General features: G+C 58.4%; 15 protein-coding genes and 1 riboswitch. Of the genes, 11 read left to right on the forward strand and 4 right to left on the reverse strand.

Annotated features, from left to right (window positions below):
- Window positions 1-23: 23 nt before the first annotated feature.
- The gene (locus EDC14_RS03785) at window positions 24-365 is read right to left on the reverse strand and encodes a cupin domain-containing protein (RefSeq protein WP_424337393.1); all 342 of its coding nucleotides are present in this window, start codon (window positions 363-365) and stop codon (window positions 24-26) included.
- Between the two features lie 342 nt (window positions 366-707).
- Here EDC14_RS03785 and EDC14_RS03790 point away from each other — a divergent pair, with 342 nt between their 5' ends.
- Window positions 708-1478, forward strand: a complete 771-nt coding sequence (locus tag EDC14_RS03790) for an enoyl-ACP reductase FabI (protein ID WP_279388727.1) — start codon at window positions 708-710, stop codon at window positions 1476-1478.
- Here the strand turns inward: EDC14_RS03790 and EDC14_RS03795 are convergent.
- Window positions 1460-1825: a hypothetical protein gene (locus tag EDC14_RS03795; RefSeq protein ID WP_132012862.1), complete on the reverse strand. Its 366-nt coding sequence runs from the start codon at window positions 1823-1825 to the stop codon at window positions 1460-1462. The genes EDC14_RS03790 and EDC14_RS03795 overlap by 19 nt on opposite strands.
- Before the next feature lie 518 nt (window positions 1826-2343).
- Here EDC14_RS03795 and EDC14_RS03800 point away from each other — a divergent pair.
- Together EDC14_RS03800 and dapB are read left to right on the forward strand one after the other, a co-directional pair.
- A complete protein-coding gene (locus EDC14_RS03800) occupies window positions 2344-3987 on the forward strand; it encodes a family 10 glycosylhydrolase (RefSeq protein WP_132012863.1) in 1644 nt (547 codons plus the stop codon).
- A gap of 166 nt (window positions 3988-4153) precedes the next feature.
- Window positions 4154-4285: riboswitch (cyclic di-AMP (ydaO/yuaA leader) on the forward strand.
- 85 nt (window positions 4286-4370) lie between these two features.
- Window positions 4371-5225, forward strand: a complete 855-nt coding sequence (dapB, locus tag EDC14_RS03805; protein ID WP_132012864.1) for a 4-hydroxy-tetrahydrodipicolinate reductase — start codon at window positions 4371-4373, stop codon at window positions 5223-5225.
- Window positions 5226-5341: 116 nt separating this feature from the next.
- Here the strand turns inward: dapB and EDC14_RS03810 are convergent, their stop codons facing one another.
- A complete protein-coding gene (locus tag EDC14_RS03810; protein ID WP_132012865.1) occupies window positions 5342-6265 on the reverse strand; it encodes a LysR family transcriptional regulator in 924 nt (307 codons plus the stop codon).
- 126 nt (window positions 6266-6391) lie between these two features.
- Between EDC14_RS03810 and EDC14_RS03815 the strand changes: the two genes are divergently transcribed.
- From EDC14_RS03815 to ablB, 4 genes are all read left to right on the forward strand, one after another.
- Complete coding sequence (locus tag EDC14_RS03815; protein ID WP_132012866.1) at window positions 6392-6979, forward strand: DJ-1/PfpI family protein; 588 nt, start codon at window positions 6392-6394, stop codon at window positions 6977-6979.
- Between the two features lie 529 nt (window positions 6980-7508).
- Window positions 7509-7739, forward strand: coding sequence for a hypothetical protein (locus EDC14_RS03820; RefSeq protein ID WP_132012867.1), 231 nt, complete (start codon window positions 7509-7511; stop codon window positions 7737-7739).
- 268 nt (window positions 7740-8007) lie between these two features.
- Window positions 8008-9318: a lysine 2,3-aminomutase gene (gene kamA / locus EDC14_RS03825; RefSeq protein ID WP_132012868.1), complete on the forward strand. Its 1311-nt coding sequence runs from the start codon at window positions 8008-8010 to the stop codon at window positions 9316-9318.
- Window positions 9315-10148: a putative beta-lysine N-acetyltransferase gene (ablB, locus tag EDC14_RS03830; protein ID WP_243662799.1), complete on the forward strand. Its 834-nt coding sequence runs from the start codon at window positions 9315-9317 to the stop codon at window positions 10146-10148. Before kamA ends, ablB begins: the two co-directional genes overlap by 4 nt.
- A 27-nt stretch (window positions 10149-10175) precedes the next feature.
- On the opposite strand, the gene EDC14_RS03835 is transcribed toward ablB, so the two are convergent.
- Entirely contained in the window at window positions 10176-10775 is a 600-nt protein-coding gene (locus EDC14_RS03835) for a DUF1349 domain-containing protein (RefSeq protein WP_132012869.1), read from the reverse strand.
- Between the two features lie 151 nt (window positions 10776-10926).
- Between EDC14_RS03835 and EDC14_RS03840 the strand changes: the two genes are divergently transcribed.
- The 4 genes from EDC14_RS03840 to EDC14_RS03850 all read left to right on the forward strand — a co-directional run bounded on the left by EDC14_RS03840 (window position 10927) and on the right by EDC14_RS03850 (window position 13621).
- The gene (locus EDC14_RS03840; RefSeq protein WP_341540144.1) at window positions 10927-11730 is read left to right on the forward strand and encodes a class I SAM-dependent methyltransferase; all 804 of its coding nucleotides are present in this window, start codon (window positions 10927-10929) and stop codon (window positions 11728-11730) included.
- A 54-nt stretch (window positions 11731-11784) separates the two neighbouring features.
- Entirely contained in the window at window positions 11785-12870 is a 1086-nt protein-coding gene (locus EDC14_RS03845) for an endo-1,4-beta-xylanase (RefSeq protein WP_132012871.1), read from the forward strand.
- Window positions 12871-12915: 45 nt separating this feature from the next.
- Window positions 12916-13068: a GNAT family protein gene (locus EDC14_RS26585; protein WP_165907767.1), complete on the forward strand. Its 153-nt coding sequence runs from the start codon at window positions 12916-12918 to the stop codon at window positions 13066-13068.
- A gap of 250 nt (window positions 13069-13318) precedes the next feature.
- Window positions 13319-13621: a GNAT family N-acetyltransferase gene (locus EDC14_RS03850; RefSeq protein WP_243662808.1), complete on the forward strand. Its 303-nt coding sequence runs from the start codon at window positions 13319-13321 to the stop codon at window positions 13619-13621.
- Window positions 13622-13732: the final 111 nt, after the last annotated feature.

Raw genomic sequence — 13732 nt, forward strand, 5'->3', positions numbered from 1 at the left:
GCGCTTTTTATTATCGGCGGTCTTTATTTCCCCTCGACAAAATCGGCCCGGTAGGGGTTGAAGGTATCGAGCAGGATCCCTTTTTGCAGACAGGTGCAACCGTGGATCACATTGGGGTGCTTGTAAAGGGTATCGCCTTTCCGGACAATGCTTTTCACGCCGCCGATCTCGAACTCGAACTCGCCTTCCAGGACATAGGTGAGCTGGGTGTGGGGGTGGCTGTGGAGCGCGCCGACGGCCCCCTGCTCAAAGTGGACCTCCGCCATCATCAGTTGGTCGCCGTAGGCCAGCACCTTGCGCCGGACGCCTTCACCGGCCGGTTCAGACTGGCACTCCGCGGCATAAACAAACGCTTGGTTCATCATCGCTATTGAATCCTCCCCTGTCGAAACGGGCATTGCTGGCGCCGGCGCGGCGGCGCGACTTTTGCAACACCATCGGTTACCTCCATCATAACATATTTTGGCTCCCTGCGGCGGGGAATCATAACGCCGGGTCCGGCGTTATGATTCTTCCGTAATCGCTCGTTGAAATCAACCGGTTTGGGATATCCTATGGCTAGCGAGGCCGAATAGGCCGGTTTGACGCAAATCGCGCTTCTATTGGGCCGCGCCCGGCATAAACATGGATAGGCTGAGAGAACGGGGAAGGGCTATCGCCCGGGCCGTCCCTTTTCAAAAATAACGAGGGCCGGGAGGGACAATCGCTTGAAAGGGTTTTTGGAAGGGAAAACCATCCTGATCATGGGAGTGCGCAACCGCTGGAGCATCGCCTGGGCGATCGCCCAAAGCGCGGCGGAGGAGGGCGCCGCTCTCGTCTTCACCGTCCAGAGCGGGCGGGAGCTGGAGCAAACGGCCGAGCTCGTCAGGGACTTGGGGGACTATCCGGTCCTGGAGTGCGATGTCGGCTCCGACGATAGCATCCAAAGCTCCTTTGAGGAGCTGCGGCGGCGATCGGGCGTCATCCATGGCCTGGTCCATGCCATCGCCCACGCCCGCAGCGAGGATCTGGAGGGTGATTTCATCGCCACGACTCGGGAGGGTTTCGCCCACGCGCTGAATGTCAGCGCCTATTCCCTGATCGCGGTCAGCCGGGCGGCCCGCGGGCTGATGAGCGGGGGCGGGGCGATCGTGACCCTCTCCTATATCGGCGCCGAGCGGGTCGTTCCCGGCTACAAGGTGATGGGCGTGGCCAAGGCGGCGTTGGAAGCCACCGTCCGTTACCTCGCCAGCGAGCTCGGGAGCAGCTCGGTCCGGGTGAACGCCATCTCCGCCGGACCGATCAAAACTTTGTCCGCCAAAGGGATCCCCAACTTCGGCAATTTGCTGGAGACTGCGGCCGGGCAGAATCCGCTGCGGCGGGCCGTCGACCGGAGCGACATCGCCGGAACGGCCCTGTATCTGTTGAGCGACGCGTCCGCCGGCGTCACCGGCGAAGTGATCCACGTGGACGCCGGGTATCACATCATGGGCGTGTGAGCCTCATGCGGCCGTCCCCGGATATTCCGCCGGTCCCGGCGCAGGGCTACGGGCCACTCCCGGCCGGGCTTCCGGGACGGAAGCGCTCGCTGCCATGGTTCCGGATCGAGCGTTTGGAATTGAAGATCGATCTCCGGTGATTCCGGCTCTTGCTTTTGTGAAAGAAGATCCTGCTGGGGTGATTCCGGATCGATCTTCTGTGAATAACGATCGATCTTTTGTGAATAAAGATCGATCGTTTGTGGATCAAGCGCTTGCTTCTGTGAATCAAGATCCTGCTTTTGCGAATCCAGATCGATCGTTTGTGGATGAAGCACTTCCTTTTGTGACGCAAGGAAATAGAGCAACGGCCGCCGCTCATTCTGTTGCGGCGTCGGGAGAAGCGGCGGCCGGAGCGAGGCAGCGGAGCGGATTCCGGGCTTATGTGACGTTCCCCAATAAAATTGCTAATCAAGAAATTGCACCCAGCCGATCATGAAACCGTCTGAAATGCTATAATATATCATATCTTTACAAAGAGCCGTGATAATCCGGCTAAAAAAGCCGGAAGGTCACGGCGATTGCCTGAAGCAAGTGATAAAGTCGTTTTCGAAATCTTTTTGCAAGCTGCTTACCATTTCGAAAGACTTTATCACCTGGCTTACAAAGAGCCGGGATAATCCGGCTAAAAAAGCCGGAAAGTCACGGCGATTGCTATGAAGCAAGTGATAAAGTCGTTTTCGAAATCTTTTGCAAGCTGATTACCGTTTCGAAAGACTTTATCACCTGGCCTTTCAAAACGGCATTGTCTTGCCAAGGATGAAACAATGAAAGATGCCGCGAATCCCGGGGCGCGTCGGGGTTGCGGCACCATAGGAGTGACATCATGCGGAATATGCAGCGGATGATCGGTCTGGCCTGGCTCGGAATCTGGATCGTTTTGATGGCCGGTTATTGGCCGGCCGAGGCCGGCGCGGCGGCCCGGCCGGAGATCAGGGCCCTCTGGGTGGACGCTTTCCATGACGGCGCCAAATCACCGGCCCAGATCGACCGGCTGATTCAGGACGCGGTCCAAGCCAACATCAATACCCTCATCGTCCAGGTGCGCCGCAGGGGAGATGCGTACTATCACTACAGCATCGAGCCGCGCACCGAGGATCCGGAGCTGATGCCCGGTTTCGACGCGCTGCAATACCTGATCCGTAAGGCCCACGCCCGTCAGCTCGAGGTCCATGCCTGGCTGAATACCCTGGTGGCCTGGAATAGCCCCACGCCGCCCCGGGATCCCAATCACGTCTGGAACCTGCACGGGCCCAAGGCCGCCGGGGACGCCGACTGGGTCTCGTACTACCGGACCTACAACGCGGCCGACCGGAGCTGGTCGGATCAATTGACTCCTTCGTATTACCTGGATCCCGGCAACCCGGCCGCGGTGGACTACACCGCCGCGGTATACCTGAACGTGGTGAAAAACTACGATGTGGACGGCATTCATCTCGACTACACCCGCTACGCCGGGCTGGGTTGGGGCTATAACCCGACCAGCGTGAACCGGTATAACGCCTGGCGCGGCACCAGCGGCTTGCCGGCGCCCGACGATCCCCAGTGGCAGCAATGGCGCCGCGAGCAGACCGCCGCTCTGATTCGCAAAGTGTATCTGCAAGCGATCGCCCTGAAGCCCCGGCTCAAAGTCTCTTCGGCCGTTATCGCCTGGGGGGACGGGCCGGGGGACTGGCAAAAATCCCGGGCCTACAGCGAGGTTTCCCAGGACTGGCGCGGCTGGCTCGAGGAAGGAATCATCGACCTGGTGATGCCGATGAATTATTTCCGGGAGTGGGGCACGCAGCAACTTTGGTACAACAAATGGATCGAGTGGCAAAAGGATTGCCCCTATGGCCGGCGGATCGTGATTGGCCCGGGCATCTACATGCAATACATCGAAGATACGCTGGCCCAGATCCGCCGGGCCCAGGCCCCTTCGGCCCGGGGGAATTACGCGGCCGGCGTGGTGTTGTATGCCTACGGTTCCACCAACGTCTACAGCAACGATGACTACCGGAATCCGGCGGCCGCGGGGAGCCTGCCGCGCCAGCCCTATCAATACCTGCCCCAGAGCAACGACTGGCTCTTCCGGCTGCTCTCCGCCAAGGGAGGCTATTGGGAGCCGGTGCAGCAGCGCTTCGTCGCCACCGAACCGGTCTTTGCCGCGCCGGCGGCCGTTCCCGATCTGCCCTGGAAGTCCCACCCGACGCGGGGCTTTCTGATGGGGGTGGTGACCGGACCGGACGGCGCCAGGCCCGACCGCTGGCGGGTGACGGTGGAATCCCGCGCCCGCTGGGGCCGAGCGCCCGAAATAAGCCGGACCGTATCCACCGATGGCAGCGGCTGGTACGGCCTGGCGGGACTGCCGCCCGGCCGCTACCGCGTCACGGCGGAGCCGGCGGGGGCGGGCAAAGCCGCGGTGCGCAAGGTCCTGATCCAGGCGGGCCGCGTCACCGAGGCTGACCTGACGATCGACGCCGCGCCTTGACAGCTTCGAAAAAATTTGAGGATTGGGGCGCAGGAAAGGGTATGGGATATTGATTTCATCCGTGCCGTGTGGTATAATACGAAAGAGGAATTTTTTGCTTCGATTGGGTCCAAAGAACCATTGCCTCTGAGAGGTCTTTGGGAAACCCGATCATCGAACTGAATATCGGTCATAAACGCTGAATCCAGAGATGGAGCGGAAGAACCAATTTTTGGGGTGAGTCCCGGCTTTGCCGGGTAGGGTTAGCTTTCGACCCGAATCCGTCAGCTAATTTCGTAAGCGTTGAAAGAGAAGGTGAATGGCTGCTTGATTTGTCATACCCTTTTTTCAACGCTGCGGATGGTTGGCCATCGGTGGCATTTTTATTTGAAGGAGGGGATTTTATGACTCGAGTATGCTTAGTGGGATTGGGCAGAACCGGGATTGAGGTTGCCAAGGCGATCATGGAACAAAAGGATCTGCGGCTGGTTTCGGCTATCTCCAGCCCCAACAGCCGCAAGATTGGGAAGGATCTGGGAGAGATCCTGGGCTGCCCGGCGACGGGTGTTATCGTCCAGGGTCCGGACCAGATCGAGCCGATCGTCTTCCAATCCCGTCCCGATGTGGTGGTGGATTTCACCAACCCCGCCGCCACGGTCAGGAACTCCAAGCTATTTTCCAAAATGAAAGTGAATATCGTGGTCGGAACCACCGGCTTTTCCAAAATCGCCATGTATAAGCTGTACGTCCTGACCAAGAAGTACCATAACGCCATCCTGTATGCTCCCAACATTACCCTCGGCGTCAATGTCATGATGCTGTTGACCAATTTGGCAGCCAACATGCTCAACAACTACGACTTCCAGATCACCGAGATCCACCATAAACATAAAAAAGACGCGCCGTCGGGCACGGCTGTGAAAATCGCCAAAGAGATCGAGAAAGGCTTGGCTGCCTCGGGCCTGCCCGAAACGGCCGACGTTCCGATTCAGGCGATCCGCGCCGGCGGCGTGGTCGGCAAACACGAGGTCCTGATCGTCGGCGAAAACGACCGCATCGAGATCTCCCACGAATCCTTCTCGCGCAAAGCCTTCGCCTTGGGCGCGATCAAGGGGATCCGCTTCATTCAGGGGAAATCCGGTTATTTTGAGATGAACGATGTGCTGAATCTGCAGAAGGTCCTCGGCGACTACCTGGCGAAGGAGAAGTTCCGCAACAAGCGGCAACCGCTGTACCGTATGAACAGCGCCGCGAATTAAGGCTTGCGATGGGGGATCCGCTGGGAGCGGGACCGTGAAAAAGGGCTGCGACCGAAAGGGTGCAGCCCTTTTTTAAAAAGATCCTGCAGCAAGGGGCGGGGAGCCGGACCCGCCGGCTAACCGGCAGGGGTGGCGGCATCGTGGGGCGGCTGGGGATCCCGCCAGTAGCGCCGCGCCGTGTTCAAAAAGGACCGCAGCGCCGGCGAGAGCCATTTGTCCTTATGATGGAGCAACTGTACACTGTAACCGGGAACGGGCCCCGCCCAAGATAGCGCCCGGATCCGCCCCTCCGCCAGTTCCGCGGCGACGCTGAACTGCGGCAGCATTGCGACGCCCATGCCGATCATGATCAGCTGCTTGATCGCTTCGATGCTGCTGGCCTCCAATAAGGAGAGGGGCGTCACCCGGAAATCTTGCAGGATTTTGGTGACGGTCGCCCGGTAGCTGCAGCCCGGCTCGGTCAGGATCAGGCAGCTCTCGCCCAGGTCTTCCGGGCGGACCCGGCTCTTCCGGGCCAGCGGGTGATCGGGAGCCGCCAGAAAGAGCATGGTCTCGGCGGAAAGCTCCTCGACGATCAGGTCGGCGTCGGCGGTCCGTTCGCTGATGATCAGGCCGACATCCAGCCCGTTGTCGCGGAGCGCCTCCCGGACGGCGCCGCAGTTGGCGAACTTTAGGGCCAGCTCCACTTGGGGAAAGACGGCCCGGTACGTCCGGAGCAAACCCGGCAACCGGTAAGTTCCCAGCGATTCCCCGGTGCCGATGGTCAGCGTGCCTTGGGGAACATCGGGATGCGCGGCGATCTCCAGGGCCTCTGCGACGAGCCTGGTCACCTGCTCGGCGTAGGGCAATAGGGCGCGGCCCGGCCCGGTCAGGCGGATCGTATGCCCGAGCCGTTCGAAGAGCCTCACTCCCAGCTCGTTCTCCAGGGCTTGAATATGGCTGGTGATGGTCGACTGGGCATAGCCCAGTTCCTCCGCGGCCTGCACGAAGCTGGCCAGGCGGGCGATGGTTGTAAAGGTCTTGAGCTGGCGAACCTCCATGAACGATCTCCTCCCGATTCGAAGACTGTGAATGTTTCGTTCGAATCATTCAATTTTCCGAAACTCCATTTCTATGATAAGCTAAAACTGTGGAAAAAACCATACGGAGTGAAGGAAGGGATCGCGATGAAAACCAAAAAGATTCTGCTTTTACTGGCCAAAGGATTTGAAGCGTATGAGGCGAGCGTCTTTACGGATGTGCTGGGCTGGAACAGGCTGGAGGGGGACGGGACGACCGAGGTGGTCGCTTGCGGGCTGCACCAAGCGCTCCGCTGCACCTGGAATTTTACGGTCATCCCCGAAATGCTCCTGTCCGAAGTGGACCCGGCAGGCTTTGATGCGCTGGCCATTCCGGGAGGATTCGAGGAAGCCGGTTTTTATGAGGACGCTTACAGCGACGAATTTACGCAGTTGATTCAAGCCTTCGACCGGGCCGGGAAACCGATCGCCGCGGTCTGCGTGGGTGCCTTGGCGGTCGGCAAAAGCGGCGTTTTGCGCGGCCGCCGCGGGACCACCTACCATTTGAAGAATGGCCTGCGGCGCGCACAATTGGCCGGCTTCGGCGTCCAGGTGGTGGATGAGCTTTTGGTCCGCGACGGGAACATCATCACCTCATCCTGCCCCGCCACAGCCTTGGATGTCGCCTTCACCCTGCTGGAGATGCTGACCTCCGCCGAGAACCGCCGGGCGGTTCAGGAACGGATGGGTTTCTAGAAGCCATGTGATAAAGTCTCTTTTTAGTTCGACTCGACTTGTCAACAGATTTAAAGCGACTTTATCCCTTGCTTCTCTGAGCTTTTGTGAACGCCCCGACCTTCGGACGGGGTTTATCACAACGCTTCTAGAAGCCATGTGATAAAGTCCTCAAATTCGGAAATCACTCTTTCAAAGGATTAAAAATCGACTTTATCACTTGCTTTTCTGAGCTTTTGTGTTCACCCTGGCCTTCGGCCGGGGTTTATCACAACGCTTCTAGATCGTAGTGGGCAAAAAAGCAAAGCTTCAGGCATCATGAAGGCGCAGGGCTGCATTTTTCGAGGAATGGCAGCCCTGTTTCAGGCGGCGGGTCCGGGACTCGTTTCACCCCCGACCACGGGAGGAAGAAGCCCGCGCGGCGGGGGCAAAACGTGTCTTCATCCTCTATCATCCGCACTGGAGAGGGAATAAACTATAGCAACGAGGCATCCCGGAAAATGCGTTGCAACCATGACCGGAAGCCGACAAATCCTAGAGGATGAAACGCATGGCTCATTCGCGGAATTGCCCGTATTGCGGCAAAGCGACCCTGAATTATTTTGAAAGAACGCCGACCACCTGTGTGCTGGCGTGCCCGGGATGCCGGAGCCTGTTTCCGGTGAGAACGACCTGGGGGATCGCCCAGGAGTTGATTCTGGCCGGGATTACGGTCTTCACCGGAATCATCAGCATTATCGCTTTTTTTGGCATCCGGAGCATGGATGATCTGCGTTTTTGAGCGGGTTACGGCCGCGGAACCCGGTTGATCGATTGCGGTTTCTTCATGGACTGGCTTGGGGCGATTGTCGAGGCAAGTTGTCAGGCGGCCCGATGATTCCCGGGGCCGGGCGGGTGCGCCGGTGAACCCTGTTCGGCCGGAAGGAGGCCAAGCCCCGCCTCCCCACGAAGTCCGGACGGGAATATTTTTCGCTGGTTTCACTTATCCTATATTTCGGGGAATGCCGCTCCAATCGTGAGCAGAACGAAACCATCACAATGGAGGCAATATGGTCATTTATGAGGAAAAGCAGCGCAGGATCGCCGAGGGGCTCGACTGTGGCGCGAAGCTTTCCCAGTGGAAAGATTGGCGGTGGCAGTTGGCGCATTCCATCCGGGATATTCCCACTTTCGAACGGCTGACCGGCATTTCGTTTGACAGCGAAACCCGGCTCCAGCTCGAAAAGACCGTAGCCAAATTCCCCATCTCGATCACGCCGTATTATCTGTCCCTGATCGAAACCGCGGACTACCGGAACGATCCCATCTATAAACAGGCATTTCCCGATCCCGGCGAATTAACGGTCCAGCAATGGGAGATGTCCGATCCGCTGGCCGAGGAGACGGACAGCCCTGTGCCAGGGATCACCCACCGCTATCCGGACCGGGTCCTCTTTCACATCAGCAATCTTTGCGCCATGTACTGCCGGCATTGCACCCGCAAAAGAAAGGTGGGCGACATCGACTGCATCCCCGGCCGGGACGAATTGACCAAGGGGATCGACTATATCCGCAGCCATCCCGAGGTGCGGGATGTCCTCCTGTCCGGCGGGGACCCGTTTTTACTCTCCGATGAATATCTGGACTGGATTCTCGGCGAGATCCGGGGGATCCCCCATGTGGAAGTGGTGCGCATCGGGACCCGGACGCCGGTGGTGATGCCGTTCCGGATCACCGGCGGCTTGACCGAGGTCATCCGGAAGTACCATCCGGTCTGGGTCAACACCCATTTCAACCACCCGCGGGAGCTTACTCCCTCGGCCATGGAAGCTTTGCGGAAACTGGCGGACGCGGGGATCCCGCTGGGGAATCAGACCGTTTTGCTGGCCGGGGTCAATGATTGCCCCCGGATCATCAAAAAACTCGTCCACAAGCTGGTGCAAAACCGGGTCCGCCCCTACTATCTGTACCAGTGCGATTTATCGGAGGGCTTATCGCATTTCCGGACGCCGGTGGGCAAAGGGATCGAGATCATGGAGAGCCTCATCGGCCATACCAGCGGTTTTGCGGTTCCGACCTATGTCATCGACGCCCCGGGGGGCGGCGGCAAGATCCCGGTGCTGCCCAATTACCTGCTCTCCTGGTCCGTCCATAAGGTCGTTCTCCGCAATTTCGAGGGAGTCATCACCACCTACACCGAGCCGAAGCATTATCAAAACACCTTCTGCGATAACAACTGCCAGGACTGCCACCTGCAATTGAAACTGGAGAACGCCGACGAATTCAAGGCCGTGGGCATTGAGAGCCTGTTGTCGGATTCGGATGAGACCAACACCCTGATCCCCCAGAACATCCCCAGGATCGAGCGGAGAGAGCGGTGAGCGATATCCTCGCCAGGCTCGGCGACAGCCTCATCCAGCACGGGAAACACAACGACCGGGTGTATCTCATGAAGCTGAGCCCCGGCGATTACCCGGCGATCCTCTCCGGCATTGAGGAACTGGTCGCGGAGCACCGTTACACCAAAGTCTTTGCGAAGGTGCCGGAGTCCTGCGCCGAGGAGTTCCTCCGGCACGGCTACCAAATTGAAGCCCAGGTGCCCGATTTTTACTGGGGAAAGATCCGTGCCCTTTTCCTGGCCAAGTATTATTCGGAATCCCGCAAAGCATTCCCGGAACAAGAGCTCCAAAACGTGCGGGAGCTCGTTCGAACGACCGCGGCGCGGCGGGAGGTCCCGGAGCCCGGGCCCTTCCGCGTAGCACCCATGGCGGAACCCGACGCCGCGGCGATGGCCGAACTATACCGGAGGGTCTTTCCGAGCTACCCGTTTCCCATCGACCGTCCGGAATACTTGCGCGAGACGATGGCCGGCGAGACCTTCTATTTCGGCATCCGCGACTGCGGCCGCTTGATCGCGCTTTCCTCCGCCGAAACGGACCGGGAGTATCTCAACGCGGAAATGACCGACTTCGCGGTGTTGCCGGAGTACCGGGGAAGCGGGTTGGCAGGGTTGTTGCTGCGGCAGATGGAAGAAGCCGCGCAGAGGCTGGGGATCAAAACCGCCTATACCATTGCCCGTCTGAAGTCGGCCGGGATGAATGTGACCTTCCTGAAGTCCGGCTACAGCTATACCGGAACGCTGATTAACAATACCCAGATCGCCGGCGGCTTCGAAAGCATGAATGTGCTTTACAAAAAGCTGGCGGAGTGACGGGTGGATGAGCCCCGGCCGCTTGCCTCAGGAATTCTCGGGTCCGCGATACGCTTCCCAGACGCATCCGGTCAGCCGCATTTCCGTAAATACCGCGTGAAAGCTCGATTGCAACGGACTGCAAGCATAGATCCCCAGGTTCACCGCGTCCTGTCCCGCGCTGAAGTGAAAAATCCTCATTTGGGCAAATCCTTCTCCATCCAGTGAGTTTTCCACCCGGAAATCCGCGCCTCTGCGGCTGAGCCGGTAAACCATCTGCCGGATGCCCGCCGGGATATCGGCCGTCGCCCAATCGGAATAGCCTTGGTTTGTCACCACGCTGCCCAGCCGTTGATAGGTTTCATTTTCGTATTCAATGGAAGCCTTAAACCAGTTGTCGCTGTTTTGATACAAGATGATCCCGCATTGATCGTATTGCGTTTTCGAATCGAACTGGGTTTTGACGGTGAAGGAAAAATCCTCCGCCACCGGCATCACCAGGGTGTGGGCATTGTCGTTGCGAAACCCGTAGTAGGTCCGCTGCCAATAATCGGTCCCGGGCTCGGTGGTGATTTCGATCCGCTCGTCGGTCACGCTAAATTGGCGGGGCGGATGAATCCAATGCAGTTTTGCGGCTTGAAATTCCATGATCAGCGCTCCTTCAAATAATACTTGCAAAGACAGGCGAAATACGATAAGTTAGTGGTAATTATTGGGTGAGTTACAAGTTGATTGTAAGGCCTCTGGAATGAAAGCGCAAGGATGAATTGCAATGATACGTCGCCGAAGGAGCGGGGAAATGAACGTCCCCGGAGACAAGGACCGAGCGACGCTCAGAAAGGCGGTTTTTGGTTTGCCGGAAATCGATTACAAAGAATGGTATGACCGGGTGGGCGCGCAAATCGGCTGGGATTTCGGCGGCATCCGCTGCCGGGTGGAGAATGCCGCCTGGGATTTTTATGAGGTAGTCGCAAAGTACTGCGACGGGCGAACGGTGCTGCTGGATATCGGCTGCGGCGGCGGAGAAAAGCTCATCGGGCTCGCCGCGAAGGTGTTTCTTCTGATCGGGATCGATGCCTCGGCCGCGATGATTCAAGCCGCCCAAAATAACCTGTTGCAAACAGGCCTCGCGAATGTGAGATTTTTTCAGATGCGCGCCCAAGGCTTGATGTTCCCGGACGGGTTTTTTCAGTGCGTCTCCTGCCGGCATTGCAGCTTCGACGCCGGCGAAGTGGCGCGGGTATTAGCGAAAGACGGAGTGTTCCTGACCCAGCAGGTCAGTGAGGGGGATAAACTGAATATCAAGCGGGCCTTTGGACGCGGCCAAAACTATGGACAACCGGATGGGACGCAAAAGGCGGCGTATGAGAGAGAGCTAAAGCAGGCCGGTTTCCGGGAGGTTCAAGCTTTGGAGTATGATGCGGCGGAGTATTACCAAACCGCCGGGGATTTGCTTTTTTTATTGAAGCATGCGCCGATCGTTCCGGACTTCGGAGAAGTTCCGGGAGATTGGGAAATCTTCCGGCGGCTGGTGGCGGAATTCCAAACCGGGAAAGGGATTTACACCAACGCCAGGCGATATCTGTTCATCGCGCGAAAATAGCCTGCGTTATAAATGATGGGTTAAGCCGTTTATTTCGGGAAGGAGGAGTTGGGGATGGGCAAGCAGTTTTGGGTGGCGCTCCTGCTGGGTGCGGCGGTGCTGGCCGGTTTGAACGGGTTCGGGCCCGGGGCCGGCGCCGCGGGGAAGGATGAAGGGGCCCCGCCGGGGCTGCGCGACGTGGTCAGCCGGAAGGGTCTGCCGCTAAATATCGGCGCGGCGGTGGGAACCGCCTTTTACGGGGGCCCGGATTCCCAAACCTACCGGGAGGTTCTGAAACGCCAATTCAATATGGTCGTCTGCGAGAATGAAATGAAATTTGAGAACATTCAACCGCTGCCGGGTTACTTTGATTTTGAGAAGGGCGACGCCCTGCTGGCCTTCGCCGCGGCCAACGGGATGAAAATGCGCGGCCACACTCTGATCTGGCACCAGCAGAATCCGCTGTGGCTCATGCAAGGGAGCTGGACCCGGGAGACCCTGCTGGCGGTGATGAGGGAGCACATCCAAACCGTGATGCGGCATTACCGGGGGCGGATCGCCGAATGGGACGTCGCCAACGAGTGTATTGATGACGGCCCCGGCCACGGGCTCCGCAAGACCGTCTGGGCGGAGGTCATCGGCCCGGACTATCTCGATTGGGCGTTTCGTTACGCCAGGGAGGCGGACCCGGACGCGCTGCTCTTTTATAACGACTACGGCGCCGAGCCGGAGAATGCCAAATCCGACGCAGTGTATCGGCTGGTCAAGGGAATGAAGCAGCGGGGGGTCCCCATCGACGGCGTGGGGCTGCAATGCCATTTTCACAATGACGAATTGGGTCCGGCGCAATTGGCGGCCATCGCCGGGAACATCAAGCGCTTCACGGAGTTGGGGCTGAAAGTGGCCGTCACCGAGCTGGATATCCGCATCCGCAAACCCGCGGCCGCGCGGGACTACGCCGTCCAGGCCGAGAACTACCGGCAAATGATCCGGCTTTTCCGGTCCAACCCGGATTGTTCCACCTTCATGATGTGGGGCTTCAGCGACCGATACTCCTGGATTCCCCAGTTCTTTACCGATTGCGACGACGCCTTGATCTTGGACCGCAATTTCGAACCCAAGCCCGCCTATGCCGCGCTCCGGGGCGAATTGGAGCGGTAGCGGGACGGAGAGCGATTAATTCAATTCGATACGAGGAATATGAGGATGAATCACCAAAGTGCCCGGCTGCTGTACCGGGAGTTCACGGAAACGGATTTCCAGCGGTTTTATTCGGTCTTTTCCAACGAGCGGGTCATGCGCTATGCGCTGATGGACCCTTTCCGCAGCGCGGAGGAGATCCGGCCCTATTTCGCTTAATGCAACGGCATTATTGGAATCACATGATTTGCGAAAAAACGGTGAAGCGTTCGTTATTTTCGCAAATCATATCCATCAAGGATTAATGCCGTTACATATAGGTGCTCGCCCATAACGCCACCGCCGAAAACCGTCCGGCCTTCGAGTACGGGGTCTTTTCGGCCTCGGACGCAGGCTTCATCGGCTTCGTCGACATCGAGATCCAGCAGCAAAACGCCTGGGGCGCTGCGGCGAGATCGGCTATTTCCTGCTGCCGGAGTTCTGGGGGCAGGGCTATGCCACCGAGATCGCCGGGATGCTGCTGGCGATCTGCTTTATCCAGCTGGGGCTGCACCGGGTTACCGCCCGCTGCAATGCGAGGAACCTATCCTCCGAAAGAGTGATGCAAAAAGCGGGCATGGTTAAGGAAGGGGAATTTCGGAAAGCCCGCTTTAAAAACGGCGGCTGGGACGATGAATGCCATTACGGTATTTTGAAAGAAGAGTGGCAAGCGTGGGGCAATTCTGACGGAAGAATGCGGCTGGGAAATGGTCTGGCGGCTCATCGTTCTTAAGGGAAACGGATAGGGTGATGAGCTTCTGAATTACATCATTTAGAATGATGTTACGGAAATTGGCAGGAGGATGGACGAAAATAGGCGAATTCAGGTGAGAATGGAATGTTG

The organism is Hydrogenispora ethanolica, assembly GCF_004340685.1.
Lineage (GTDB): Bacteria > Bacillota > UBA4882 > UBA8346 > UBA8346 > Hydrogenispora > Hydrogenispora ethanolica.

Coding starts and splice junctions, on each gene's coding strand:
- EDC14_RS03785 (WP_424337393.1), bottom strand. CDS start 365: ATGATGAACCAAGCGTTTGTTTATGCCGCGGAGTGCCAGTCTGAACCG.
- EDC14_RS03800 (WP_132012863.1), top strand. CDS start 2,344: ATGCGGAATATGCAGCGGATGATCGGTCTGGCCTGGCTCGGAATCTGG.
- dapB (WP_132012864.1), top strand. CDS start 4,371: ATGACTCGAGTATGCTTAGTGGGATTGGGCAGAACCGGGATTGAGGTT.
- EDC14_RS03810 (WP_132012865.1), bottom strand. CDS start 6,265: ATGGAGGTTCGCCAGCTCAAGACCTTTACAACCATCGCCCGCCTGGCC.
- EDC14_RS03815 (WP_132012866.1), top strand. CDS start 6,392: ATGAAAACCAAAAAGATTCTGCTTTTACTGGCCAAAGGATTTGAAGCG.
- EDC14_RS03820 (WP_132012867.1), top strand. CDS start 7,509: ATGGCTCATTCGCGGAATTGCCCGTATTGCGGCAAAGCGACCCTGAAT.
- kamA (WP_132012868.1), top strand. CDS start 8,008: ATGGTCATTTATGAGGAAAAGCAGCGCAGGATCGCCGAGGGGCTCGAC.
- EDC14_RS03835 (WP_132012869.1), bottom strand. CDS start 10,775: ATGGAATTTCAAGCCGCAAAACTGCATTGGATTCATCCGCCCCGCCAA.
- EDC14_RS03840 (WP_341540144.1), top strand. CDS start 10,927: ATGAACGTCCCCGGAGACAAGGACCGAGCGACGCTCAGAAAGGCGGTT.
- EDC14_RS03845 (WP_132012871.1), top strand. CDS start 11,785: ATGGGCAAGCAGTTTTGGGTGGCGCTCCTGCTGGGTGCGGCGGTGCTG.
- EDC14_RS26585 (WP_165907767.1), top strand. CDS start 12,916: ATGAATCACCAAAGTGCCCGGCTGCTGTACCGGGAGTTCACGGAAACG.